The organism is Mycobacterium sp. (genome assembly GCF_035506235.1).
Lineage (GTDB): Bacteria > Actinomycetota > Actinomycetes > Mycobacteriales > Mycobacteriaceae > Mycobacterium.
Map to the genome: position 1 here is coordinate 1 of NZ_DATJPU010000278.1, position 25260 is coordinate 25260.

Annotated in this window: 25 protein-coding genes and 1 pseudogene; 16 read left to right on the forward strand and 10 right to left on the reverse strand. The window is 69.0% G+C overall.

Annotated features, from left to right (window positions below):
* From VMD50_RS26360 to VMD50_RS26380, 5 genes and pseudogenes are all read left to right on the forward strand, one after another.
* A pseudogene (locus tag VMD50_RS26360) lies at positions 1 to 345 on the forward strand (YncE family protein); the annotation flags it as partial.
* A gap of 140 nt (positions 346 to 485) precedes the next feature.
* Positions 486 to 2123, forward strand: a complete 1638-nt coding sequence (locus VMD50_RS26365; protein ID WP_325432317.1) for a long-chain fatty acid--CoA ligase — start codon at positions 486 to 488, stop codon at positions 2121 to 2123.
* 40 nt (positions 2124 to 2163) lie between these two features.
* Positions 2164 to 3219, forward strand: coding sequence for an NAD(P)H-dependent amine dehydrogenase family protein (locus VMD50_RS26370; RefSeq protein ID WP_325432319.1), 1056 nt, complete (start codon positions 2164 to 2166; stop codon positions 3217 to 3219).
* 91 nt (positions 3220 to 3310) lie between these two features.
* Positions 3311 to 4183: a class II glutamine amidotransferase gene (locus tag VMD50_RS26375; RefSeq protein ID WP_325432321.1), complete on the forward strand. Its 873-nt coding sequence runs from the start codon at positions 3311 to 3313 to the stop codon at positions 4181 to 4183.
* A gap of 11 nt (positions 4184 to 4194) precedes the next feature.
* The gene (locus VMD50_RS26380) at positions 4195 to 5064 is read left to right on the forward strand and encodes a patatin-like phospholipase family protein (RefSeq protein WP_325432323.1); all 870 of its coding nucleotides are present in this window, start codon (positions 4195 to 4197) and stop codon (positions 5062 to 5064) included.
* Positions 5065 to 5074: 10 nt separating this feature from the next.
* On the opposite strand, the gene VMD50_RS26385 is transcribed toward VMD50_RS26380, so the two are convergent.
* Entirely contained in the window at positions 5075 to 6124 is a 1050-nt protein-coding gene (locus VMD50_RS26385) for a patatin-like phospholipase family protein (protein ID WP_325432325.1), read from the reverse strand.
* A gap of 88 nt (positions 6125 to 6212) precedes the next feature.
* A complete protein-coding gene (locus VMD50_RS26390) occupies positions 6213 to 6656 on the reverse strand; it encodes a lipoprotein LpqV (protein ID WP_325432327.1) in 444 nt (147 codons plus the stop codon).
* A gap of 111 nt (positions 6657 to 6767) precedes the next feature.
* Between VMD50_RS26390 and VMD50_RS26395 the strand changes: the two genes are divergently transcribed.
* Both VMD50_RS26395 and VMD50_RS26400 read left to right on the forward strand, forming a co-directional pair.
* A complete protein-coding gene (locus VMD50_RS26395; RefSeq protein ID WP_325432329.1) occupies positions 6768 to 7406 on the forward strand; it encodes a cupin domain-containing protein in 639 nt (212 codons plus the stop codon).
* Positions 7406 to 7852 (forward strand): rhodanese-like domain-containing protein, encoded by a 447-nt coding sequence (locus tag VMD50_RS26400; RefSeq protein WP_325432331.1) that lies wholly within the window; start codon positions 7406 to 7408, stop codon positions 7850 to 7852. Before VMD50_RS26395 ends, VMD50_RS26400 begins: the two co-directional genes overlap by 1 nt.
* Here the strand turns inward: VMD50_RS26400 and VMD50_RS26405 are convergent, their stop codons facing one another.
* From VMD50_RS26405 to VMD50_RS26415, 3 genes are read right to left on the reverse strand one after another with little or no spacing between them, the layout of a single operon-like run.
* A complete protein-coding gene (locus VMD50_RS26405; RefSeq protein WP_325432333.1) occupies positions 7853 to 9607 on the reverse strand; it encodes an alpha/beta hydrolase in 1755 nt (584 codons plus the stop codon). It lies immediately after the preceding gene.
* Between the two features lie 9 nt (positions 9608 to 9616).
* The gene (locus VMD50_RS26410) at positions 9617 to 10396 is read right to left on the reverse strand and encodes an enoyl-CoA hydratase (protein ID WP_325432335.1); all 780 of its coding nucleotides are present in this window, start codon (positions 10394 to 10396) and stop codon (positions 9617 to 9619) included.
* A gap of 13 nt (positions 10397 to 10409) precedes the next feature.
* Complete coding sequence (locus VMD50_RS26415) at positions 10410 to 11456, reverse strand: enoyl-CoA hydratase/isomerase family protein (RefSeq protein WP_325432337.1); 1047 nt, start codon at positions 11454 to 11456, stop codon at positions 10410 to 10412.
* A 254-nt stretch (positions 11457 to 11710) separates the two neighbouring features.
* Between VMD50_RS26415 and VMD50_RS26420 the strand changes: the two genes are divergently transcribed.
* Positions 11711 to 12547, forward strand: coding sequence for a Bax inhibitor-1/YccA family protein (locus tag VMD50_RS26420; RefSeq protein WP_325432339.1), 837 nt, complete (start codon positions 11711 to 11713; stop codon positions 12545 to 12547).
* A 149-nt stretch (positions 12548 to 12696) separates the two neighbouring features.
* The gene (locus tag VMD50_RS26425) at positions 12697 to 13551 is read left to right on the forward strand and encodes an endonuclease domain-containing protein (RefSeq protein ID WP_325432341.1); all 855 of its coding nucleotides are present in this window, start codon (positions 12697 to 12699) and stop codon (positions 13549 to 13551) included.
* 63 nt (positions 13552 to 13614) lie between these two features.
* On the opposite strand, the gene VMD50_RS26430 is transcribed toward VMD50_RS26425, so the two are convergent.
* Positions 13615 to 14832 carry an acetyl-CoA C-acetyltransferase gene (locus VMD50_RS26430; protein WP_325432343.1) on the reverse strand — a complete coding sequence of 406 codons (1218 nt, stop codon included), beginning with the start codon at positions 14830 to 14832 and terminating at the stop codon, positions 13615 to 13617.
* Positions 14833 to 14905: 73 nt separating this feature from the next.
* Positions 14906 to 15883 (reverse strand): SGNH/GDSL hydrolase family protein, encoded by a 978-nt coding sequence (locus tag VMD50_RS26435; protein WP_325432346.1) that lies wholly within the window; start codon positions 15881 to 15883, stop codon positions 14906 to 14908.
* Positions 15884 to 16114: 231 nt separating this feature from the next.
* Here VMD50_RS26435 and VMD50_RS26440 point away from each other — a divergent pair, with 231 nt between their 5' ends.
* The 3 genes from VMD50_RS26440 (at position 16115) to VMD50_RS26450 (ending at position 19382) form a co-directional block, all read left to right on the forward strand.
* Complete coding sequence (locus VMD50_RS26440) at positions 16115 to 17182, forward strand: alpha/beta hydrolase (protein WP_325432348.1); 1068 nt, start codon at positions 16115 to 16117, stop codon at positions 17180 to 17182.
* Between the two features lie 40 nt (positions 17183 to 17222).
* The gene (locus VMD50_RS26445) at positions 17223 to 18629 is read left to right on the forward strand and encodes a cystathionine beta-synthase (RefSeq protein ID WP_325432350.1); all 1407 of its coding nucleotides are present in this window, start codon (positions 17223 to 17225) and stop codon (positions 18627 to 18629) included.
* 108 nt (positions 18630 to 18737) lie between these two features.
* Positions 18738 to 19382 carry an RDD family protein gene (locus VMD50_RS26450; protein ID WP_325432352.1) on the forward strand — a complete coding sequence of 215 codons (645 nt, stop codon included), beginning with the start codon at positions 18738 to 18740 and terminating at the stop codon, positions 19380 to 19382.
* Here the strand turns inward: VMD50_RS26450 and VMD50_RS26455 are convergent.
* Positions 19362 to 19760, reverse strand: coding sequence for a low affinity iron permease family protein (locus VMD50_RS26455; RefSeq protein ID WP_325432354.1), 399 nt, complete (start codon positions 19758 to 19760; stop codon positions 19362 to 19364). The genes VMD50_RS26450 and VMD50_RS26455 overlap by 21 nt on opposite strands.
* 131 nt (positions 19761 to 19891) lie before the next feature.
* On the opposite strand from VMD50_RS26455, the gene VMD50_RS26460 reads away from it, so the two are divergent.
* On the forward strand, positions 19892 to 21061 hold the full coding sequence (locus VMD50_RS26460; protein ID WP_325432356.1) for a cystathionine gamma-synthase: 1170 nt from the start codon (positions 19892 to 19894) through the stop codon (positions 21059 to 21061).
* Between the two features lie 82 nt (positions 21062 to 21143).
* Here VMD50_RS26460 and greA read toward each other — a convergent pair whose 3' ends face one another.
* Both greA and VMD50_RS26470 read right to left on the reverse strand, forming a co-directional pair.
* Entirely contained in the window at positions 21144 to 21638 is a 495-nt protein-coding gene (gene greA, locus VMD50_RS26465; RefSeq protein WP_077102456.1) for a transcription elongation factor GreA, read from the reverse strand.
* A gap of 210 nt (positions 21639 to 21848) precedes the next feature.
* Positions 21849 to 22283 (reverse strand): DUF4307 domain-containing protein, encoded by a 435-nt coding sequence (locus VMD50_RS26470; RefSeq protein WP_325432360.1) that lies wholly within the window; start codon positions 22281 to 22283, stop codon positions 21849 to 21851.
* A 143-nt stretch (positions 22284 to 22426) separates the two neighbouring features.
* Between VMD50_RS26470 and mca the strand changes: the two genes are divergently transcribed.
* From mca to VMD50_RS26485, 3 genes are all read left to right on the forward strand, one after another.
* Positions 22427 to 23299 (forward strand): mycothiol conjugate amidase Mca, encoded by an 873-nt coding sequence (gene mca / locus VMD50_RS26475; protein WP_325432361.1) that lies wholly within the window; start codon positions 22427 to 22429, stop codon positions 23297 to 23299.
* The gene (locus tag VMD50_RS26480) at positions 23296 to 23583 is read left to right on the forward strand and encodes a hypothetical protein (RefSeq protein ID WP_325432363.1); all 288 of its coding nucleotides are present in this window, start codon (positions 23296 to 23298) and stop codon (positions 23581 to 23583) included. The genes mca and VMD50_RS26480 overlap by 4 nt, the downstream gene beginning before the upstream one ends.
* Positions 23570 to 25260 (forward strand): thioredoxin domain-containing protein (locus VMD50_RS26485; RefSeq protein ID WP_325432365.1); only part of this gene is annotated, 1691 nt, incomplete at its 3' end. The genes VMD50_RS26480 and VMD50_RS26485, both read left to right, overlap by 14 nt.

Genomic DNA, 25260 nt, shown 5'->3' on the forward strand with positions numbered 1-25260 from the left:
AGGGTCACCGGCACGCGCAAGATCGGCGAGATCGGCGGCATGCTCACCGGCCTGACGCTCAGCGGCGACGGTGATCGCGCCTACCTGGTCAGCGAAGACGGCGTCGCGGTGCTGTGCACTCTCACGCACGACGTCATCGGCACTGTCGTGGCCGATCAGCCGTCGTGCGTGGTCGAAAGCGCGGACGCCAAGTACCTCTACATCGCCGACTATTCCGGTGCCGTCACCGTGGCGCCGGTCGCCGCCCTTGTCGCCCTGGGCATCGAGACGTCGGTGCACGAGAGCGAGACGCGGACCGAATGGGTCGTGCCCGAGCTGTGCCGCGGCGAGCCGGCCCTGGCCTGACCCTTGACCGGTAAACCCGGGCCAACACGCGTAAAAAGGCACATTGTCGGGGGAACCCGTTCTCTCATGCCGCGTGCGGCGATAGCATTCGCCCGACCGCCCACGTGGCGGCGTCGCACCGAGAGTGAGGCGGTACCGCGATGGACAGCACGATGCAGGACTTCCCGTTGACCATCGCCGCGATCATGCGGCACGGCTGCGGCATCCATGGGGCACGCACGGTCACCACCGCCACCGGCGATGGTTACCGGCGCATCACCCACCGCGAACTGGGCCAGCAGGCCGCCCAGCTGGCAAACGCGTTGCGCCGCCTCGGCGTCACCGGGGACGAGCGCGTCGCGACGTTCATGTGGAACAACGCCGAACACCTGGCGGCCTACCTCGCCGTGCCGTCGATGGGCGCCGTCCTGCACACCCTCAACATCCGCCTGTTCCCCGAGCAGATCGCCTACGTGGCCAACGAGGCCGAGGACCGCGTGGTGCTGGTCGACGCGTCGCTGGCCAAACTGCTCGCCCCGGTGCTCGGCGAGCTCGAGACCGTACAGACGGTGATCGTGGTCGGGGAGTGCCCGGAAGGACAAGCCGGGGCGCTGCGGGACTCCGGCAAGACCGTGCTCGACTACGCCGATCTGATCGCCGGCGAGTCGACCGACTTCGAGTGGCCGGAGATCGACGAGCGGTCCGCCGCCGCGATGTGCTACACCAGCGGCACCACCGGCAACCCGAAAGGCGTTGTCTACAGCCATCGTTCGAGTTACCTGCACGCCATGTCGGTGTGCACCACCAACGGCAACGGCGTCGGGGCCATCGACAGCGTGCTCCCGATCGTGCCGATGTTCCACGCGAACGCGTGGGGGCTGCCGTACGCGGCGCTGCTGGCGGGTGCCGACCTGGTGCTCCCCGACTGCCATCTCGACGCCCGCTCGCTGATCCGCATGATCGAAACCCTGCGGCCCACGCTGGCGGGCGCCGTGCCGACCATCTGGAACGACGTCCTGCACCACCTGGAGGACGACCCCGAGCACGACATGTCCTCGCTCCGCATGGTGGTCTGCGGCGGCTCGGCTGTTCCGGTGTCGCTGATGCGCACCTTTGAGGAAAAGCACGGCGTGCAGATCCGCCAGCTCTGGGGCATGACCGAGACGTCGCCGATGGCCACCATGGCCTGGCCGCCACCGGGGACCCCCGAGGATCAGCACTGGGCGTTCCGCGCGACGCAGGGCCAGCCGGTTGGCGGGGTGGAGATGCGGATCGTCGACGACGACGGCGCGGTGCTGCCCAACGACGGCGAGGCCGTCGGCGAGGTGGAGGTCCGCGGCCCGTGGATCACCGGCTCCTACTATCTCGGACGCGACGCCTCCAAGTTCGACTCCGGCTGGCTGCGCACCGGCGACGTCGGCCGCATCGACGAGCGGGGCTTCGTCACCCTGACCGACCGGGCCAAGGACGTCATCAAGTCCGGTGGGGAATGGATCTCGTCGGTCGAGCTGGAGAACTGCCTCGTCGGCCATCCGCAGGTGCTCGAGGCCGCCGTGGTCGGGGTTCCCGACGAACGGTGGCAGGAGCGACCGCTGGCGGTCATCGTCGCCAAGCACCCGTCGGTGAGCGCGGAAGACCTGCGAAAGTTCCTCGCGGACAAGGTGGCCCGGTGGTGGCTGCCCGAGCGGTGGACGTTCGTCGACGAGATTCCGCGCACCAGCGTGGGCAAGTATGACAAGAAGGCCATCCGGGCGCGATACGCCGAGCACGGCTATTGGGTGGTCGAGGCCCGCGACTGAGCGACCGTGCGTCTGCTAGGCAGAGTGGAAAGGTGGCAGCATGGGCTTGCGAGTCATCCAGTGGGCGACCGGGTCGGTCGGCACCGCGGCCATCAAGGGCGTGCTGGAACATCCCGAGCTCGAACTCGTCGGCTGCTGGGTGCATTCGGAGGCCAAGGCCGGCAAGGACGTCGGCGCCATCATCGGCGCGCCGAAGCTGGGCGTCACGGCGACCAACAGCATCGAGGAGGTGCTCGCGCTGGACGCCGATGCGGTCATCTACGCCCCGTTGCTGCCCAACGCCGAGGAAGTCGCCGCTCTGCTGCGCTCGGGCAAGAACGTGGTGACCCCGCTCGGGTGGTTCTACCCGAGCGAAAAGGAAGGCGCCCCACTGGAAGTCGCCGCGCAGGCCGGCAATGCGACGCTGCACGGCGCCGGGATCGGGCCGGGTGCGGCCACCGAGCTGTTTCCGCTGCTGTTGTCGGTGATGTCAACGGGTGTGACTTTCGTTCGCGCCGAGGAGTTTTCCGACCTTCGCACCTATGGCGCACCGGATGTGCTGCGCTACGTGATGGGCTTCGGCGGGACGCCCGACAGCGCGCTCACCGGGCCGATGCAAAAGCTGCTCGACGGCGGCTTCACCCAGTCGGTCCGGCTCTGCGTCGACCAGCTGGGCTTCGCCGCCGGTCCCATCCGGTCGTCGCAGGAGGTGGCCGTCGCGACGGCGCCGATCGACTCGCCGATCGGGGCGATCGGGCCCGGCCAGGTCGCCGGGCGCCGCTTCCACTGGGAGGCGCTCGTGGGTGACGCGGTGGTCGTGCGGATCACGGTGAACTGGCTGATGGGGTCCGAAAACCTCGACCCGCCTTGGTCGTTCGGGCCGGCGGGAGAGCGCTACGAGATCGAGGTACGCGGCAACCCGGACGCCTTCGTGACGGTCAAGGGATGGCAGCCGGAAAGCGTCGAAGCCGGGCTGCGGAGCAACCCGGGGATCGTCGCGACCGCCGCGCACTGCGTCAATGCGGTCCCCGCCACCTGCGCCGCCCCTGCCGGGATTCAAAGCTTCTTCGACCTGCCGCCGATCACCGGCCGGGCCGCTCCGGGCCTGGCGCGCTGAAACGCGCCGACAAGACGTCAGCGGTTGCGATTCACGTCGGCCTCTGTCGCGGAACCAAGCCGGCCCGATCGCGTTCGGTACCGTCGGAATCATGTGCCGACTTTTTGGCTTGCACGCCGGGACCGACGTTTGCGCCGCGACCTTTTGGTTGCTCAACGCCCCGGACAGCCTGTCCGAGCAGAGCCGGAGGAACCCGGACGGCACCGGCCTGGGCGTGTTCGACCGCAACGGCCGGCCACAGGTGCACAAGGAGCCGATTGCGGCCTGGCACGACACACAGTTCGCCACCGAAGCGCACGAGCTGACCGGCACCACCTTCGTCGCCCACGTTCGCTACGCGACGACGGGGTCGTGTGAGGTCCGCAACACGCACCCGTTTTTGCAGGACGGCCGGATCTTCGCCCACAACGGCGTGGTCGAGGGCCTCGATGACATCGACGAACGGCTGCGCGAACTCGGCACCGACGACCTGGTTCTGGGCGAGACCGATTCCGAGCGGGTATTCGCCTTGATCACCGGTTCGATCCGCGCCCGCAACGGGGACGAGACCGCCGGCCTGGTCGACGCCATCCGGTGGCTGGCGGCCAATGTGCCGATCTACGCGGTCAACGTGCTGCTGAGCACGGCCACCGACATGTGGGCGCTGCGATACCCACAGGCGCACGAGCTCTATGTGCTGGATCGGCACTACGAACGCAAGGCGGGAGCACCCGAATTCGACCTGCGCACAAACCGAATCCGCGCGCGGTCCGAGCATCTGTGCACCCGCTCCTCGGTGGTGTTCGCCAGCGAACCGATGGACGACGATCCTCGCTGGAGCCTGCTCGAATCCGGAGAGCTGGTCCACGTCGGCGCCATGCTGCGGGTCACCCGCAGCATGGTGCTGCCCGACGCGCCCGCGCATCCGCTCCGCCCGGCCGACCTGAGCGAGGCCGCCCAGCGGGCGCAGCACACGTCGGTGTAGGGACTTCCGGAGTGGCAACGAGACGCGCGCTCGTGCTCGGCGGCGGCGGCATAGCCGGAATAGCTTGGGAGACGGGGATTTTGCGTGGCATCGCCGACGAGTCGCCCGCTGCGGCCCGGGCGCTGCTGGCTTCGGATGTGCTGGTGGGGACCTCGGCGGGTTCGGCGGTCGCCGCGCAGCTCGGCAGCGGCTGCCCGCTCGAGGCCCTGTACGACCGGCAAGTCGCCGCCTCGTCGGCCGAGATCGATTCCGGCGTCGACATCGACGACATCACCGAGGTTTTCGCGGCCGCCCTGGCCGAACCATACGACGAGGCGCCGGACCGGACCCGACAGCAGATGCGGCGGATCGGGGCCGTGGCGTTGGCCGCCAAGACGGTTCCCGAGGCCGTCCGGCGCCGGGTGATCGCCCGGCGCCTGCCGTCACACGACTGGCCGGACCGGACGCTGCGGATCACCGCCATCGACGTCGCCACCGGCGAACTGGTGGTCTTCGATCGCACGTCGGGTGCCGGGCTCGTCGACGCGGTGGCGGCCAGCTGCGCGGTGCCGGGGGCGTGGCCGCCGGTGACGATCGGGGGCCGGCGGTATATGGACGGCGGGGTGGCCAGCTCGGTCAACCTTCCGGTGGCCGGCGATTGCGGCGCGGCGGTGGTGCTGGTGCCGTCGGGTGCCGATGCGCCGGCGGCTTTCGGCGCGGGGCCGGCCGCGGAGATCGCGGCGTTCGCCGGCGCGGCGTTCGCGGTGTTCGCCGACGCCGACTCGCTGGCCGCGTTCGGACCGAATGCGCTGGATCCGCGTTGCCGCATCGATTCGGCCCTGGCCGGGCGCGAACAGGGCCGCCGCGAAGCGCGGGCCGTGGCGCGGTTCCTGGGTGCCTGACGCGCCCCGCTCAGCCCTCGAGCGCGGGGTGCGCGGCCTGCTCCGGCTCGGCTTCCAGCGCGTCCAGGGCGCCGTTGGCCAGCGCCCGGCCCGCGGCGATCACCTCCACCGCCCGGTGAAATTCCAGGGCCCGGCACGTCGAACGCGGCACCTCGATCAGCAGGTCGGGCGGGTAGGCCGCCAGCGTGTGGCGCGCCAGCGCCGACTGAGCGATGTCGATGGTCCGGTTCATCACCTCGAAGCTGCCCAGTTTGGGAACGACCGAAAGGTCGGCGAAGTCGTCGGGGCCGACGTCTTCGGCTTCCGCATCGTCGGACCCGAACCTGCTCAGCACCGCACGCGCGGTCGGCCGGTCCAGCAGGGACCGCGCCGCCGCGGTGTCCAGCAGCGCGGACGTGCTGCGCATCATGCGGCTCAACCACTCGGCGGTGGCCCCCGGTTCCGCGTCGCGACGGTCCGCCGTGCCGCCGACCTCGCTGCCGCTGAGGCTGACCGCGATGGTCAGGTCGGCGTTCACCGCGGCGATCGGCGCCATCGGCAGCGGGTCGAGGATGCCGCCGTCGGCCAGGAGGCGTCCGTCGTGCGCGTGTGGGGCGATCACCCCGGGGATCGCGATGGACGCCCGGATCGCCTCGTCGAGGGGGCCGCGTTGAAACCACACCGACTTGCCGGCCAGCAGGTCGGTGGCGACCGCGGTGAAGGGGATGGGCAGGTCTTCGATGGACACCGGGCCGAGGATGTCGCGCACCGCGTCCAGGATCTTCCCGGCCCGCAGCACGCCGGCCGCGCTGATGGACGGGTCCAGCAGCCGCAGGATGGTGCGCTGCGTCAGGGACTTCGCCCAGTCGGCGAACTCGTCGAGGCGCCCGGCCGCATGCAGGCCACCGACCATCGCGCCCATCGAGGAGCCGGCGATCCCGACGACCTCGTAGCCGCGGGCGCGCAGAGCCTCGATGACGCCGATGTGGGCGTAGCCGCGGGCGCCGCCGCTGCCCAGCGCCAGCGCCGCCCGAGTCGGCGACGATCGACCCGCCACCCCTTCGCCACGTCCGCCGGGCATCCGTTCATTTTGCGCGGCCGCACGCCGCCACACCGGCCGGGTGGGCACTTTTTGTACGCATGATCACAATTGGCGCCGGGGACCCGCGCTAACCGCATTCGTCGTCGGCGGCCGCGCGCGCGGCGGTGATCACGGCCGCCTGCCGGGCCGGCGTCAGGTCCGACCACCGGGCGCTCCAGGTGCCGGGCGTGCCCGCCGGCGAAGCCTGGACCATCGCCAGGTACGGCTCGAACAGCGACCCACCCGTCCTGGGCTGGGCTTCCATCCAGGCCCTTGCGGCGTGACAGGCCTGGAAATACTCCTCCTCGGTCGAATCCGCGGGGACGTCGACCCTGGTCGTCACCCCGCCCGGGGTGAGCCCGACGGCGCCCGGCGGCGCCGAGGCCGGGCCCCGGGGGATGTCCGACGGGCGCGCCGACGAGGACGTCACCGTGCCGCCGGGCGCGCCATGCGCGCAGCCCGCGACCGCCAGGAGAAGCGCCGCGACGATAACCCCGCCTTGCCGCCCGGGGCGATGACCGCAACAGCGCACGGTCTCAATCTATGCAACACTGGCGGCCGTGATGGAGCGCTTCGGATTTTGCGAGTGTTGTCGGCCGTAACACGCCGCCGCTTGCCCATCCGTTGACCCTGGAGCTCCTCGATGTCCGTTCCCGTCGCTTCTGTTCCGCTGCCTGCCGTCGCCCCCGGGGCACCGCGCACCTTGACCGTCTCGTCGCGCCTGAAGCCCGGGTCGGGACCCACGCGACTGCGCGTGCCCGACCTGCTGCACGCCACCGACCAGGCCGCCGACCATGTGCTCAGCGGGCGCTTCGACCAACTGCTGCCCGAGGGCGGGGTACCGGAGTCGAAGCGCTGGTTTACCCGCATCGACGGCGACGAGGAGCTGGACATCTGGCTGATCAGCTGGGTTCCCGGTCACGCCACCGAGTTGCACGACCACGGCGGGTCGCTCGGCGCGCTGACCGTGGTGTCCGGGTCGCTCAACGAATTCCGTTGGGACGGGCGGGGTTTGCGGCGACGCCGGTTGGACGCCGGGGATCAGGCCGGGTTCCCGCTGGGCTGGGTGCACGACGTGGTGTGGGCACCCCGGCCCGTCCCGCGGCCCCCGACAGAGGCACCGACTGAGGCACCGACTAAGGCGGCGGCACCCGTGCAGCCGACCCTGAGCGTGCACGCCTATTCACCGCCGCTGACGGCGATGTCGTACTACGACGTCACCGACCGCAACAGGCTGCGCCGCCAGCGCACCGAACTGACCGATCAACCGGAAGGATCCTGATGAGCCGCATCGACGTTGTCCTGAGATCGGCCCGGCGCCGGTTTCGCCGCCTTCGCGCCACCGAGGTGCCCGAGGCGCTGCGGCGCGGGGCGGTGCTGGTCGACATCCGGCCGCAGGCCCAGCGCTTGCGCGAGGGTGAGCTGGCGGGCGCGCTGGTGATCGAACGCAATGTTTTGGAGTGGCGCTGCGATCCGACCAGCGACGCCAGGCTGCCGGAGGCCGTCGACGACGACGTCGAATGGGTGATCGTGTGCTCGGAAGGCTACACGTCCAGCCTGGCGGCGGCCGCGCTGCTCGACATCGGCCTGCACCGCGCCACCGACGTCATCGGCGGCTACCGCGCCCTGGCCGGTTCCGGCGTGCTCGATCAATTGGCCGGTGATTCCGTCGGCCGGGGTCCGGGGGTGCCGGCGTGCACCGGCACGACGGTTCGCCGCTGGCTCTAGCTATCCGGTGGAGGTGGCATCGGAATGGAGCAGGGGCCGCAGCTTGGCCGTCTTCTCCTCGGTCCAACCGGGCGGCGACAGCACAGCGGCCCAGGCGTCGGCCGCATCGGCGACGTAGTGATGCCCGTGTCCGGCCGGTACGTCCACGGCCACCGCCATGTCAGCCGTGACCTGCAGGAAGGTCACCACCGGGATCCAGCGGGTCTCGGGCAGCACGTCGTAGCCCCGTTTCTCGCGCAGCCAGTCCGGTTCGGCGAACAACAGGTCGGGGGACCACCAGGCGATCGGGTCAGAAGCGTGCTGCAGGTACACCACCCGCGGAAGGTCCCACGGGACGTTCGGGCGCTCCAAATCACTTGCGCGAGAAACGAATCGGACGCTCTTGCCGGTGTTGTAGATCGGCAACCACTCCGGGGAGCCGTGGTCGCGGGTGCCCGTCAGATCCGTCCAGATGGTGTTTTGGAACGTCGGCCCGCTGAACAGCGCGCCATCGGTGCGGGCGAGGACGTTGTTCAGGCTCATGAACGGCGCCTCGCCGCCGAATGACCCCAGGCTCTCGCCGAACACGACGAGCTTGGGCCGTTGCCCCTCGGGCATCTGGCGGATCAGCCTGTCGACGGCCTCGAACAGCGCCTGGCCGGCGTGGCGGGCGTTCTCCTTGTCCACCAGGAACGACAGCCAGCTCGGCAGGAACGAGTACTGCATGCTCACGATCGCGGTGTTGCCGTTGTACATGTACTCCAGCGCATCGGCCTCCGCCTCGTTGATCCAGCCGGTGCCGGTGGTGGTGCCGACCGCGACAACGGCGCGCTGCAGTCCGCCGGTGCGCTGCAGCTCACGCGCCGCCAGGTCCGCGGTTGCCGTCATGTCCTCGGCGGAGTTCAGCCCGGCGTAGGCCCGGATGGGTTCGGCGGCCGGGGTCCCGTTGAAAGCGGTGAGTTGGGCGACCGTCGGGCCGGCCTCCACGAAGATGCGGCCTTGATGGCCCAGCGAGTCCCACGACACCAGCGACTGCGGGCCACCGGATCGCAGCGGCGTTTTCGGCGCCGCGGTATGGGGATTCATCTCGTTGTTGGTCGAGGCGAAGGTGCTGTTCATGGTGTGCATGGCGAACTTGAGCACGACGCCGTTGAGCAGGGTGATGGTCAGCACCACGAGCGCGACGATGACGATGGTCACCGAAAGGCGAAACGGCGCGATTCGATCGAGCTGTTCGACCAGAAAACGGACCAGCCAGCGGATGAACTGGCCCATTTCGACCAAGGCGAACAAGACGACCAGCGACAGGCCCGCGGCCACCGGGTAGTCGTACCACTTCAGGTGCTGCACGCCCATCAGGTCGCGCACGCGGTCCTGCCAGACGTGGAACCGGATCGCCATGACCACCATGCCGACCGCGCCGACCGGGATCAGCACCATCCACGCCCAGCGCGGCGCGGGCGGGCTGTAATTCTTGGTGCGCATGAAGCGGACCAGCCAGACGCCGAAGACCCCGAACCCGTAGCCGATGGCACCGGAGATGCCGCTGACCAGTCCCTGGAACAGCGCGCCGCGTGGCAGCAGCGACGGCGTCATCGAAAACCAGATGAAGATGAGGCCAACCATGGTGCCCATGAAGGTGTAATGGCGGACCCACCAAGGGTTTTCGCGCGCGCGTGGTTCGCGAGGCTTGCCGGTTTCCGGTTTGGCTTCCGGCTCGGCTTCGCGGCCGGCCTCGTCCTCGGGGGCGGTCGTCGCTGGACTCGGCTCGCTCATCGAAGCGTCCTATCGGTGGGTGAAGTTGGGAGGCCGCTTCTCGATGAATGCCGCCATCCCCTCGGACTGGTCCTCGGTCGCAAACGTCGAATGGAACAGCCTGCGTTCGTAGAGCAGCCCTTCGGAAAGGCTGGATTCGAAGGCCCGGTTGACGGCTTCCTTGGCCATTCGCGACGCCGACCGCGACATCTGCGAGATGGTGGTGGCGACGGCCCTGGCCTCGGTCAGCAGGTCGTCGGCCGGCACCACCCGCGAAACCAGGCCGCTGCGTTCGGCTTCGGCGGCGTCCATGGTGCGCCCGGTCAGGATGAGGTCCATGGCCTTGGCCTTGCCGATGGCGCGGGTGAGCCGCTGCGAACCGCCCATGCCCGGCAGCACACCGAGTTTGATCTCCGGCTGGCCGAACTTCGCCGTGTCCGCCGCGATCAGCAGGTCGCACATCATCGCGAGCTCGCAGCCGCCGCCCAGCGCGTGACCGGCCACCGCGGCGATCGTCGGGGTGCGGACGGCGCCCAGTTTGGACCAGGCGGCGAAGAAATCGGCGTCGAACGCGTCGGCGAACGTCAGGGCCGCCATCTCCTTGATGTCGGCGCCGGCCGCGAACGCCTTGGCCGAACCGGTGATGATGATAGCCCCGATGCCGGGATCGTTGTCCAATTCGGTTGCCGCGCTGGTGACTTCGCGCATCACCTGACTGTTGAGCGCGTTGAGCGCCTGCGGCCGGTTCAGCGTGATGATCCCGACCCGCTGATCGCGCTCGACCAAGATGGTCTCGTAGTTGTCCGTCACCCCAACCGCCTTTCTAAAACCTCAAGTCGTCGTCGACCGGCGCGAAATACGCCTCGACGTCAGCCGCCGTGATTTCGGCCAGCGTCGCCGGCGACCACTTCGGATTGCGATCTTTGTCGATGATCTGCGCGCGGATGCCCTCCACCAGGTCGTGTGAGCGCGCCGACGCGCTCGACACCCGATAGTCCTGCACCAGAACGTCTTCCAGCGTTTCCATCTTGGCGGCGCGACGCACCGCCTCCAGCGCCACCGACACGGCGATGGGGGAGCGGGTGGCGACCAGGTTGGCGGCGTCGTTCGCGGGTCCGGCCCCATGACGCCGCAGCGCGGTCACGATGTCCTCCGCGGTGTCGCCCGCGAAGCACTCGTCGATCCAATGACGTTGCGCGGCAAGCTCGCTCGGTGGAGGCTCGATCGCGTGGGCGGCCAGTGCGCTCGTGACGCCGTCGGCCACGATCGCTGCGGTGAACGCGGCGAGTTCATCGTGCGGTACGTAGTGGTCGGCGAATCCCATTGCGATGGCGTCGGATCCGGAGAACGGGGCGCCCGTCAGCGCGGCGTGCAGCCCCAGCGCGCCCGGGGCCCGGGAAAGCAGAAACGCCCCACCGACGTCGGGAACGAATCCGATGCCCACCTCGGGCATTGCCACCTTCGAGGTTTCGGTCACCACCCGCACGCTCCCGTGCGCGCTGACGCCGACCCCGCCGCCCATCACGATGCCGTCCATCAGCGACACGTATGGCTTGGTGAACCGCCCGATCTGGCCGTTCATCAGGTATTCGGCGCGCCAGAACCGCCGCGCCTCGACGCCGTCCTTGCGGGCGCTGTAATAGACCGCCACCACGTCGCCGCCGGCGCACAATCCGCGGTCGCCCGCTCCCGCCAGCACCACCGCGCGCACCGCGTCGTCGGATTCCCATTGAGTGAGCACGGCGCTCAACGCGTCCACCATGTCCTGGTTCAGCGAGTTGATGGCCTTGGGGCGGTTGAGCGTGATCAACCCGACGCCGCCTTCGACGCGGGTCAGGACCTCATCGGATTCCTCAGCTTCCTCAGTCAATGCGCCAGCCTTCCAGTCGCCGCCCGGTCTCGACCAGCAATCTAGATCGTCACGACTCGAGCGATGCCCGCGGGTAAGGTTTATGTTTGACCGGACGACAACAACAGCAGAGTTCGTTACGAGGCCGGAAAGAGGCCGCAAAAGCTCAGAAACCTCAGGAAATGGCAGGTCCGCCGGGAACCCGGACGGTCCGCTGGTCGTTGAGCAATTGTTCGCACAGCTCGAACCCACAGTCCCATAGAGAGGATCCGACGGTGCGGGAGACAAGTAACCCGGTATTTCGCTCGCTGCCCAAGCAGCGGGGCGGATACGCGCAATTCGGCACTGCAGCGGCCCCAGGCTACTACCAGGCCGACCCCTACATGGCCCCCTACCAGGAGACCAAGGCTTCCCGTCCGCTGACCATCGACGACGTCGTCACCAAGACCGGCATGACGCTGGGCGTGCTGACAGCCGCGGCCGTCGTGTCCTACTTCCTGGTGGCAGCCAACCTCGCGCTGGCGATGCCGCTGACTCTCATCGGTGCGCTCGGCGGCCTGGGCCTGGTGCTGGTCGCGACCTTCGGTCGCAAGCAGGACAGCCCCGCGATCGTGCTCAGCTACGCCGTTCTCGAGGGGCTGTTCCTCGGCGCGATCTCCTTCATCTTCGCCAACTTCCAGGTGTCGAACGCCAATGCGGGCGCGCTGATCGGCGAGGCCGTGCTGGGCACCTTCGGCGTGTTCTTCGGGATGCTCGTCGTCTACAAGACCGGCGCCATCCGGGTCACGCCCAAATTCACCCGCATGGTGGTCGCCGCCCTGTTCGGGGTGCTGGCCTTGATGCTCGGCAACTTCGTGCTGGCGATGTTCCACGTGAACGGCGGCACGGGCCTGGGCCTGCGCAGCGGCGGAACGGTCGCGATCATTTTCTCGCTGGTGTGCATCGCCATCGCCGCGTTCAGCTTCCTGATCGACTTCGACGCGGCCGACCAGATGGTCCGCGCGGGCGCGCCGGAGAAGGCGGCCTGGGGCATCGCGTTGGGCCTGACGGTGACCCTCGTCTGGCTGTACATCGAGATCCTGCGCCTGCTCAGTTACCTGCAGAACGACTAGCTCGCTTCAACGAAAAGACCGGCGCGCCGATTGGCGTGCCGGTCTTTTCGTATGCGTCGACTCTGCGCTGACGGCGGACCCCACTCGCACTTCCTCTGCGTGGACGCAGGATCAACCGCGGTGTCGGTGGGGGCTGCCACGATGCCGACATGGAGCCTGGCCGCCAACCGTTTATCGGCGCTGAGGCGCTTGCCGCCGGCGAAGTCAGCCGGCATGAGCTGCGCAAGTACTACCGCGCGATCATGCCGAATATCTACATGGAAAAGCGTCTTGAACCGTCGCTGCGACAGCGCGCCATCGCTGCCTGGCTCTGGTCGCGCCGGGAGGCAGTGGTGGCCGGCGCCGCCGCGTCGGCGATGCACGGCGCCAAGTGGGTCGACGACAACGCACCGGTCGAATTGATCTGGCGCAACGCGAGAGCGCCGCGAGGCGTCGTGACGCGCGACGAGCTTCTGTTGAGTGACGAATACACGCGGCTCGATCGTCTGTACCTGACGACACCCCAGCGCACCGCATTCGACCTCGGCCGGCGCGGAGCCCTCGGCCTCGCCGTTGCTCGCCTCGATGCGCTCGCCGCAGCCACCGACTTCAAGGTGAGAGATGTCGAGGAACTGGCCGGCAACCACCGTCATACGCGTGGCTTGTGTCAACTACGGCGAGCGCTGGATCTGGTCGACGCGGGAGCTCAGTCGCCGAAGGAAACCTGGCTACGGCTCCTGCTGATCGATGCGGGCTTCCCAAAGCCGCGGACGCAGATCCCCGTGCTGGGCGCCGACGGCTTTCCCCGGTACTTCCTCGATATGGGTTGGGAGGACATGATGTTGGCCGCGGAGTACGACGGCGAACAACATTGGACGAATCCGTGGCAGTTCGCCAGGGACGTCGAAAGGCAGGAGTACATCGCCGAAGCCGGGTGGACGGTCGTCCGGGTGGTCTCGCGGCACCGGGCTTACGACGTGATTCGCCGGGTTCGGCAAGCCTGGGACGCTCGGACAAAGTGCTGACTCTGCGCTGACGGCGGGATCCACTCGGACTTTTGCGCCACGGACGCAGAGTCAACGCGGCAATTAGCTGAGCCGCTCGATCACCATCGCCATGCCCTGGCCGCCGCCGACGCACATGGTCTCCAGGCCCAGCGTCTTGTCGTGGGCCTGCAGGTTGTTGATCAGCGTGGTGGCGATGCGCGCGCCGGTCATGCCGAAGGGGTGGCCCAGCGCGATCGCCCCGCCCGACACGTTCAGCTTGTCCTCGTCCATGCCGAGCTCGCGCGCCGAGCCCAGCACCTGCACCGCGAACGCCTCGTTGATCTCGTAGAGGTCGATGTCGCCGATCGACATTCCGGCGCGTGCGAGCGCCTTCTTGGATGCCTCGATCGGGCCCAGCCCCATGATCTCCGGCGAGAGACCGCTGACGCCGGTGGACACGATGCGGGCCAGCGGCGTCAGGCCGAGTTCCTTGGCCTTGGTGTCGCTGGTGATCACCAGCGCGGCCGCGCCGTCGTTGAGGGGGCAGGCGTTGCCGGCGGTGACGGTCCCGTTGGGCCGGAACACCGGCTTGAGCTCGGAGACCTTCTCGTAGGTGGTGCCCGCGCGGGGGCCATCATCGGTGCTGACGGTGCTTCCGTCGGGCAGGGTCACCGGGGTGATCTCGCGCTCGAAGAACCCGCTCTTGATCGCCTCCTCGGCCCGATTCTGGCTGCGCACCCCCCAGCGGTCCTGGTCCTCGCGGCCGATGCCGGTCATGATGGCGACGTTCTCGGCGGTCTGGCCCATCGCGATGTACACGTCGGGCAGGTTCCCGTCGGCGCGGGGATCGTGCCACTCGTCGGCGCCCGCGGCGGCCGCCGCCGAACGCTCCTGCGCCTCGTCGAACAGTGGGTTCTTGGTGTCGGGCCACGAGTCGGAGTTGCCCTTGCCGAACCGCGAGACGGTCTCGACGCCTGCGGAGATGAACGCGTCGCCCTCGCCCGCCTTGATCGCGTGGAACGCCATCCGCGTGGTCTGCAGCGACGACGAGCAGTACCGGTTGACGGTGGTGCCGGGCAGGAAGTCATAGCCGAGTTCGACGGCGACGACGCGGGCCATGTTGAAGCCGGATTCACCGCCGGGCAGGCCACAACCCAGGATCAGGTCGTCGATCCGGTGGGGGTTCAGCGCGGGGACTTTGTCGAGCGCGGCCCGCACCATCTGGGCGGCGAGGTCATCGGGTCGCATGCTGACCAGCGACCCCTTCATGGCCCGGCCGATCGGCGAGCGGACGGCTGAGACGATGACGGCTTCGGGCATGGCTGTTCCTTCCAGCGGATGCGGGCTCGCTCCATCGGCGGGTGTTGGTTCACCCCGACGGGCCAGACCAAATCTAGTCGGTGGTGACCGGTCCGCACCCAGACGGGGCGGCCGACCCCGGTATCGGGCGCCGCCACAGCCGTGACATCACGTTCAGGCGCGTGTGGGCCGCACCGAGCACCGGCGCGCCGGCGGGCGCCGGGACCTCGGGCACTGCTTCGGCGGCCGCTATGCCCAGCGCGTCGCACAGCGCACCCAGCAGCGCCTCGGCGGCCAGCGCGTATGCCGCCGGCGAGGGGTGGAAGCCGTCGGCGGAGAACATCAGCTCGCGCTGGGCCCGGAATCGGGGCGCCAGCAGCTGCGCCATCGGAACCGGCACTCCGCCGGCCCCGCGGACCGCGGCGGTCTGCGCGCGGGCGAGCTGTGTGGTCCGCGCGTGTGCCAGCGAGCGAAGCGGTTGGGGGATGGCGCTGACGACCCCCAGATCCGGGCAGGTGCCGACGATGACCACCGCCCCGCGGGCGCGCAACTTGCGTACGGTCAAGGCCAGCCGGTGCGCCGACTGGCTGATGCCGTTGAGGGCCGTGACGTCGTTGGCCCCGAGCATCATCACGGCCACGTCCGGCGGCGGTCCGGCCACGAACATCGCGTCGACTTGACCGGCGACGCCCTTCGATGTGGCGCCGACGATGGCCTTCGTGCTGAGCCGGACGGCCTTGCCGGCCCGTTCGGCCAGGCCGCGCGCGATCAGCACGCCGGGCACTTCCTCGGCGCTCACACAGCCGTAACCGGTCGCCGTGGAATCACCGAAGATCATCAGATGCACATCGACGGGTATGCCGCGCTGCCACCGCTGCACGGGGCCGCCCCCGCGGCCGTACACGCCGTCGGCGCGCGGCGGGATCTCCCAGGCCTTCGGGATGACGGTGCGCGTGTGCGCCGCCTGGCCAACCAGCAGATTGCGTGCGCCCAGATAGGCCGTACCCGTCGAGGCGAGCGCGCCCGCCGTGGCCAGGGCGATCGTCGAACGACGCGGCACCCGAATGGTCACGGAAATCAGTTTAGTTCCGCATCAGGGTTTGCGCGGGCGGCTTATGAACATGGGGTCACGTTGTGAATCAAATGTGGTATCAATACAGACTCTTCAAACGTTCTACTCAGCAACGCCTGCCAAGCTAATTTTCAGGGGTTGGCTGGACGCCCTGGGGATCGGGCTGAACCGGACGCTCAGCTGCCTCGTCACATGCTGTGTCGCACTACAACGGCGTAGGAAGTGTTGAGCATGACCGCACCCAGCAAGGTATCCGGTTCCCCCCGGAATACCGTTCGGCCACACGAGGTTTTGCAGCGACGTAGAGTCGAGGCACGCAGATTTGCAATCAGCGACGGCGCACCGGTCGAGGTACTCGAGTCCGGGCCCAGCGTTGCTGCGCGGGTAGCCAACCTCGCGTCACGACTGACGATCCGGCCGGTGCTGGCCGTCGGCAGCCACGCCCCGAACCTGCCCTGGCCGTGGGGCCTCATCGACGTCGCGGCCCGCGTCCTGCTCCCGGTCTCCGCGACCGTCCGCGAGACCGTGAACTTGCCCAATGCCTCGGCGCAGCTCGTGCGCGCGCCCAGCGTGCTGCCCGCGGACGGCACCCGCCGGGTCGTGGTCTACCTGCACGGCGGCGCTTTTTTGACCTGTGGAGCAAACTCCCACGGCCGCCTCGTCGAGGCCCTGTCGACGTTTGCTGACTCGCCCGTGCTGGTCGTCAACTACCGGCTGCTGCCGAAGCATTCGGTCGGGATGGCCCTCAACGACTGCCACGACGCGTATCGGTGGCTGCGCGAGCGCGGGTACGAGCCGGACCAGATCGTGCTGGCCGGTGACTCCGCGGGCGGGTACCTCGCGTTGGCCCTGGCGCAACGCCTCCAGGAAGACGGTGACGAGCCGGCGGCCCTGGTGGCGATCTCGCCACTGCTGCAGCTGGCAAAGGAATGCAAGCAGGCCCACCCCAACATCAAGAGCGACGCGATGTTCCCCGCCAACGCGTTCGACGCGCTCGTCGAGTTGGTTGCTGGCGCGGCCGAAAAGAATGTCGTCGACGGCAAACCCGAAGAGATCTACGAGCCGTTGGAGCACATCAAGCCCGGCCTGCCGCGGACGCTGATCCACGTCTCCGGCTCCGAGGTGTTGCTGCACGACGCGCGGCTGGCGGCATCCCGGCTGGCGGCGGTCGGCGTGCCGGCCGAGGTGCGGGTGTGGCCCGGTCAGGTGCACGACTTCCAGCTGGCGGCGCCGCTGGTGCCCGAGGCGGTCCGGTCGCTGCGCCAGATCGGCGACTACATCCGCGAAGCCACCGGCTAGCGAGTGTGCGCCGCCCGAATCCGCCTGACACGATGAACGCATGCGGATCGCGCAGCACATCAGTGACCTCATCGGTGGAACGCCGCTGGTTCGGCTGAACTCCGTCGTCCCTGACGGCGCCGCCACGGTGGCCGCCAAGGTCGAGTACCTCAACCCCGGGGGCAGCTCGAAGGACCGGATCGCGGTGAAGATGATCGACGCCGCCGAGGCCGCGGGGCAGCTCAAGCCCGGGGGCACCATCGTCGAACCCACGTCCGGCAACACCGGCGTCGGCCTCGCGCTGGTCGCCCAGCACCGGGGCTACAAGTGCGTGTTCGTCTGCCCCGACAAGGTCAGCGAGGACAAGCGCAACGTGCTGCTCGCCTACGGCGCGGAGGTCGTGGTGTGCCCGACGGCGGTGCCGCCCGACCACCCGGACAGCTACTACAGCGTCTCCGACCGGCTCGTCACGGAAATCGACGGCGCCTGGAAGCCCGACCAGTACGCCAACCCGGAGGGGCCGGCCAGCCACTACGCGACCACCGGCCCGGAGGTCTGGGCCGACACCGACGGCAAAGTCACCCATTTCGTCGCCGGCATCGGCACCGGCGGCACGATCACCGGGGCGGGCCGCTACCTCAAGGAGGTATCCGGCGGCCGGGTCCGCGTCATCGGCGCCGACCCCGAAGGCTCGGTGTACTCCGGCGGCAGCGGCCGGCCCTACCTGGTCGAGGGCGTCGGCGAGGACTTCTGGCCGCAGGCGTACGACCGCACGATTCCCGACCAGATCATCGCCGTCTCCGACTCCGACTCGTTCAACATGACGCGGCGGCTGGCCCGCGAGGAGGCGATGCTCGTCGGCGGGTCATGCGGGATGGCCGTCGTCGCCGCGCTCAGGGTCGCCGAGGAAGCCGGGCCCGACGCGCTGGTCGTCGTCCTGCTGCCCGACGGCGGGCGCGGCTATCTGTCGAAGATCTTCAACGACGCCTGGATGTCGTCGTACGGGTTCCTGCGCAGCCGCCTCGACGGGTCGACCGAGGAGTTCACCGTCGGCGACGTGCTGCGCCGCAAATCGGGTGAGCTGCCCGACCTGGTCCACACCCATCCGTCCGAGACGGTGCGCGACGCCATCGGCATCCTGCGCGAGTATGGCGTGTCGCAGATGCCCGTGGTCGGCGCCGAGCCGCCGGTGATGGCCGGCGAAGTGGCCGGCAGCGTTTCCGAACGCGAGCTGTTGTCGGCCGTCTTCGAGGGCCGGGCGAAGCTGGCCGACGCGGTGTCACTGCACATGAGCCCGCCGCTGCCGATGATCGGCGCCGGCGAGTTGGTCAGCGCGGCCGGCAAGGCGTTGCGCGACTGGGACGCGCTGATGGTGGTGGAGAAGGGGAAGCCGGTCGGAGTCATCACCCGGTACGACTTGTTGGGCTTCCTGTCGGAGGGGCCCCGCGGACTGTCGGGGCGCCGTTAGCCGAGCGCGGATCGCGGGCGGCGCAAATCGCGCCTAATCCTCTTAGCGGGCCCGGCCCTCAGGTACTGTAATGCGGCCTGGTTCAGCGAACTCAGTGGAGGGTTGCCCATGACCGATCAACCGTCGCCCGGCGAGTCTTACCAGCCACCCCCCGGATCCGGCGGGCCCCAATCCCCGCCGCCCCCGCCCGGCGGCGGGTCCTACCCGCCGCCGCCCCCGTCATCCGGCGGGTACGCGCCGCCGCCGCCCGGGCCGGCGATCCGCGCCCTGCCGACGGAGTCCTACACACCGTGGCTCACCAGGGTGCTGGCTTTCCTCATCGACAACATCCCGGCCGCCATCCTGGTCGGCATCGGCGTGCTCGTCCAGGGCCTGACCACGCAACAGTCCTGCGTCAGCGACGTCAACCAGTACAGCGTCAACCAGTACTGCGTCAGCCAGCCCAGCAGCATCGGCATGCTGGTGTATTGGTTGACCGTCCTGCTGGCGATCGCCTACCTGGTCTGGAACTACGGCTACCGCCAGGGCACCACCGGCTCGAGCATCGGCAAGTCGGTGATGAAGTTCAAGGTGGTCAGCGAGGTCACCGGCCAGCCGATCGGCTTCGGGATGTCGGTCGTGCGTCAGCTCGCGCACTTCGTCGACCAGGTCATCTGCTACATCGGTTACCTGTTTCCGCTGTGGGACGCCAAGCGGCAAACATTGGCGGACAAGATCATGACGACGGTGTGCCTACCGATCGAACACGGCTGAACGTCGCCGTTCGGAACCGGTCGCGTCGGTCAGCGCGCCGAGGCGGCGCGGAAGGCGGGGGCGCTCGTCGCCGGGTTCGTCCACCAGGTTCCGCAGCGCGTCGGCGATGGCGTGGAGCTTCTGCTGCACGGCGCGGTCGCTGCGCGACTGTGTGTTCTGCAGCAAGGCGACGAGCAGGAACGTGATGATGTTGGTGACGGTGTTGATGACCAACTGCCAGGTGTCAACCGTCGGCAGCGCCCAGATGGTGGGTATCCACGCGACGACCACCAGCACGCAGATCGCGAAAAACGAAGGCTTGGAGGCCCATTCGGCGGTATAGGTCGCGCAGCGATCGAAAAGGGATAGTTCCGTCGCGGTGGCGCTGTCGTCGGGCATGGTGGTTTCGTCAGGTGGTTCGAAGGGTGGTTCGAAGGGTTGGTCGTAGCGGGGTCTTGCGTGGGACAACGAGGACTACCCCGGCCACCGATTTTCATGCCCGGCCCGGGCTGTCATTAGGCTGATCGGCGATGAGCGAGGACCGCAGCGGACACCACCGGTTTCAAGGGCTGGCCACCAAAGCCATTCACGCCGGCTATCGGCCGGATCCGGCGACCGGGGCGGTGAACGCCCCGATCTACGCCAGCAGCACGTTCGCCCAGGACGGTGTCGGCGGCCTGCGTGGTGGATTCGATTACGCCCGCACCGGCAACCCGACCCGGGCCGCGCTCGAGGCCTCGCTGGCGGCCGTCGAAGAGGCGGCCTTCGGGCGCGCGTTCAGTTCCGGGATGGCCGCCGCCGACTGCGCCCTGCGGGCGATGCTGCGGCCCGGCGATCACGTCGTCATCCCCAACGACGCCTACGGCGGCACGTTTCGGTTGATCGACAAGGTGTTCACCATGTGGAACGTCCGGTACACGCCGGTGGCACTGTCCGACCTGGAGGCCGTCCGCGCCGCGATCACCCCGCAGACCCGGCTGGTCTGGGTGGAGACGCCGACCAACCCGTTGCTGACCATCGCCGACGTCGCGGCCATTTCGGAAATCGGCAAACAAAGCGCCGCGAAGGTGCTGGTGGACAACACCTTCGCGTCCCCCGCGTTACAGCAGCCGTTGACCCTGGGCGCCGACGTCGTGCTGCACTCGACCACCAAATACATCGGCGGCCACTCCGACATGGTGGGCGGCGCGCTGATCACCAATGACTGGGAGCTGGACGACGCCTTCGCCTTCCTGCAGAACAGCGCCGGCGCGGTGCCCGGCCCGTTCGACGCCTACCTGACGATGCGCGGCCTGAAGACGCTGGCGCTGCGGATGCGGCGACACAGCGAAAACGCCATGGCCGTAGCGGAATTCCTCGCCGGGCACCCTTCGGTGAGCGCGGTGTTCTATCCGGGCCTGCCCGACCATCCCGGGCACCAGGTCGCCGAGCGGCAGATGCGCGACTTCGGCGGCATGGTATCGCTGCGCATGCGGGGCGGCCGGCACGCCGCCGAGGAGCTGTGTGCCCGCACCGAGGTCTTCATCCTGGCCGAATCGCTGGGCGGGGTCGAGTCGCTGATCGAGCAGCCCAGCGCGATGACGCACGCGTCGACGGCCGGCTCCCAGCTGGAGGTGCCCGACGACCTGGTGCGGCTGTCCGTTGGCATTGAGGACGCCGCCGACCTGCTGGCCGACCTTGAGCAGGCCCTGGCCGTCTAGCGGCCGGGCCTAACGGCGAGCAGACGCAAAGGCACCCCAAAAAGGGTGATTTTGGGTGCTTTCACGTCTGCTCGCGAAGAGATCAGGAGTGATACGGCTCCGCGCTGACCAACGTGACCTCGACGGTGTTGCCGTTGGGCACGGTGTAGCTGCGGGTCTCACCCACCTTGGCGTCGATCAGGGCGCCGCCCAGCGGTGAGTTCGGCGAGTACACCTCGAGCTTGCCCTCGTTCACACCCTCCTGGCGGGTGGCGATCAAAAACGTCTCGCTGTCGGACTTGTCGCCGTTGTAGTAGACCTTGACCACCGAACCGGGCAGCGCGACGCCGGACTGCTTGGGCGCTTCGCCGACCTTGGCGTTGTTGAGCAGGTCCTGCAGCTGGCGGATGCGGGCCTCCTGCTGGCCCTGCTCTTCGCGGGCGGCGTGGTAGCCGCCGTTCTCGCGAAGGTCTCCCTCCTCGCGGCGGTCGTTGATTTCCGCGGCGATGATTGGGCGATTCGCGATCAACTGGTCGAGCTCGGCCTTCAGTCGGTCATGTGACTCCTGAGTCAGCCAGGTCACCTGAGTATCCGTCATCTTGTCGTGCTCCTCGTATTGTCGTTCCGCGTATCCGCGCAAGCCTGTGAACCCGCTGCCTGGGGCCACCGCCGCTCCGTGCCCTCACGGCCATTAATGCAGCAATACACGGTCCCAGCAGGAACCGTGCATTCATCCATGTTACCACCACGCAAACAGTTGATGACTCGATATTCACTGTTCAACTTCGCTGAGCCGTTCAGGGTGTGGTCAGGACGGCCGCAGGTAGCCGGGCACGTTGGTGCCGCAGCCGTAGATGTCGGCCATCACCGGCGGACGGGATGATTTCACCGTCGTCGTCACCTGCACCGTGGCCGCCGCCGACGGCGGTACCAGTACTTCCCGCCGGCCCGTCTCGCTACCGTCTTGGGCCTTGACCCGCACGATGCAGTCCACCGGCCGCGACGGGTCGGATCGCGTCACGCTGATCGTTACCGACGCCGTCTCGTCGTCGATCACCTGGTAGCCGGCCAGCGTGCCCGCGACGTCGCTGGTGCCGAGCCGCTGGTAGCCGACGAACGCGACGACGAGGCCGGTCGCAACCACCAGCACGGCCAGGCCGATGACCACGCGACGCCGCGACACGCGGGACAGCCGCGACCGCCCGTAGCGGGCCTCGGGGCGCGGAAGGGGAGTTTCGGTCATGCCTGGGTATGCCTGGACTAGTGGGCTGCCGGACGCCGGCCGACAGGATGCAACGATCGGAACTGGAATTATAAGGTCGCTTCTAGCTCTTATAGCCCTGCAGGGGCGACCAGCGAATCGACTCGGACAACTTTAGGGGGCACGTGAGCGAACTGCGGTTGATGGCGGTGCACGCCCACCCCGACGACGAGTCCAGCAAGGGTGCGGCCACCCTGGCGCGCTACGCCGACGAGGGTCACCGCGTGTTGGTGGTGACGTTGACCGGCGGCGAGCGCGGCGAGATTCTCAACCCGGCGATGGACCTGCCCGATGTCCTGGAGCACATGGCCGAAATCCGGCGGGACGAGATGGCGAAGGCGGCGGAGATCCTCGGCGTGGAGCACACGTGGCTCGGTTTCGTCGACTCCGGCCTGCCCAAGGGCGACCCGCCGGCACCGCTGCCCGACGGCTGCTTCGCGCAGGTGCCGCTCGAGGAACCCGTCGGGGCCCTGGTGCGCGTGGTCCGCGAGTTCCGGCCCCACGTGATCACCACCTACGACGAGAACGGCGGCTACCCCCACCCCGACCACATTCGCTGCCACCAGGTTTCGGTCGGCGCCTTCGAGGCGGCGGCCGACTACGCCCGCTTCCCGGAGGCCGGCGAGCCGTGGGCGGTGTCCAAGCTGTATTACAACCACGGCTTCCTGCGGGCGCGGATGCAGCTGCTGCACGACGAGTTCGTCAAGCGCGGCCAGGAGGGCCCGTTCCAGAAGTGGCTCAAGCATTGGGATCCCGAGCACGACCCGTTCGAGTCCCGAGTGACGACGCGGGTGGAGTGCTCGGCGTACTTCAGCCAGCGCGACGACGCGTTGCGCGCACACGCCACCCAGATCGACCCGAACGCCGAATTCTTCGCCGCTCCCATCGAATGGCAGCAAAGGCTATGGCCGACTGAGGAATTCGAGCTGGCGCGGTCCCGCGTTCCGGTCAAACTGCCCGAGGACGATCTGTTCGCCGGAATCGAGGACGTCGGGTGAATCACTACCTCGTCGGGGTGATCGCCGACGGACCGCACAACCACGGGCCCGACTTCGGCAAGGCCAGCCCGGTGGGCCTGCTGGTCGTGGTGCTGCTGCTGGTCGCCACCCTGTTCCTGTTGCGGTCGATGAACCGGCAGCTGAAGAAGGTGCCGAAAACGTTCGACCCCGAGCATCCCGAACCCGATCAGGAGGCCGACGAGGGCACCGACACGGTCGGTGAGGAACCCGGGCGGCCCGACGGTCCCGCGCGGGCACCAGGTTCCGGCGATGAGCCCGGCTGATCCCGCCGGAACGAACACCCTTTGGCTGGCCACCAGCCCCTACCTGCGCCAGCACGCCGACAACCCGGTGCATTGGCAACAGTGGACGCCGCGGGCGCTGGCCGACGCCGCCGCGCGCGACGTGCCGATCCTGCTCTCCATCGGCTACGCCGCCTGCCACTGGTGCCACGTCATGGCCCACGAATCGTTCGAGGACGACGGGGTGGCCGCGGTGATGAATGCGGGATTCGTCTGCATCAAGGTCGACCGCGAGGAGCGGCCGGACCTCGACGCGGTCTACATGAACGCCACCGTCGCGCTCACCGGGCAGGGCGGGTGGCCGATGACCTGTTTCCTGACGCCCGACGGCCGGCCGTTCTTCTGCGGCACGTACTACCCGAAAGACGGTTTCCTGCAGCTTCTTTCGGCCGTCTCCGCCACCTGGCGGGATCGCCGCGCGGAGGTCGAGGAGGCGTCGGACCGCATCGCCGGCGAGCTGCGCAGCATGGTTTCGGGGCTGCCCGGCGGCGGCCCGGACGTGGCGCCGGCGCTGTGTGACCACGCCGTGGCCTCCGTGCTGGGCGACCAGGACACGGTGCGCGGCGGGTTCGGCGGCGCCCCCAAGTTCCCGCCGTCGGCGATCCTCGAGGCGCTGCTGCGCAATTACGAACGCACCGGTTCACCGGCGGCGCTGGAGGCGGTCGCGCGCACCGGCAACGCGATGGCCCGCGGCGGCATCTACGATCAGCTCGCGGGCGGCTTCGCCCGCTACAGCGTCGACAACGCTTGGGTGGTACCGCATTTCGAGAAGATGCTGTACGACAACGCGCTGCTGCTGCGGGTCTACGCGCACTGGGCCCGGCGTACCGGAGACCCGCTGGCGCGCCGCGTCGCCGCCCAGACCGCGGCGTTCCTGATCGACGACCTCGCCGACACCGACATGTTCACCTCCTCCCTGGACGCCGACGCCGACGGCCGCGAGGGCTCGACCTACGTCTGGACCCCGGCGCAGCTGACCGATGTTCTCGGCGTCGACGACGCTCGTTGGGCCGCAGAGGTTTTCGCGGTCACCCCCTCCGGCACGTTCGAACACGGCGGCTCGGTGCTGCAGTTGCCCGCCGACCCGGACGATCCGCAGCGGGCCGAGCGCGTCCGGACCGCGCTGCTGGCCGCGCGGCTCACCCGGGCCCAGCCGGCACGCGACGACAAGGTCATCACATCGTGGAACGGGCTGGCGATCACCGCGCTGGTTGAGGCCGGCGTGGCCCTGGAAGAACCCGGGCTCGCCCGGGCGGCGCGTCGCTGTGCGACCGCGCTGCTCGACTTGCACCTCGTCGACGGCCGGCTGCGCCGCGCCAGCCTGGGCGGGGCGGTCGGCGACAGCCCCGGCATCCTCGAGGACCATGCGATGCTGGCCAGCGGCCTGCTCGCGCTGTATCAGCTGACCGCCGAACAGGCCTGGCTGACCACCGCGACCGACCTCCTGGATACCGCGCTGCGGCACTTCGCCGACCCGCGACGACCCGGTCGCTGGTTCGACACCGCCGACGATGCCGCGCAGTTGGTGCTGCGGCCGGCCGACCCGCTGGACGGGGCGACGCCGTCGGGCGCGTCGTCGGTCACCGAGGCGCTGCTGACCGCGGCGCACCTCGTCGACGGTGAGCGCGCCGAGCGGTACCTGCGGGCGGCGGCCGACTC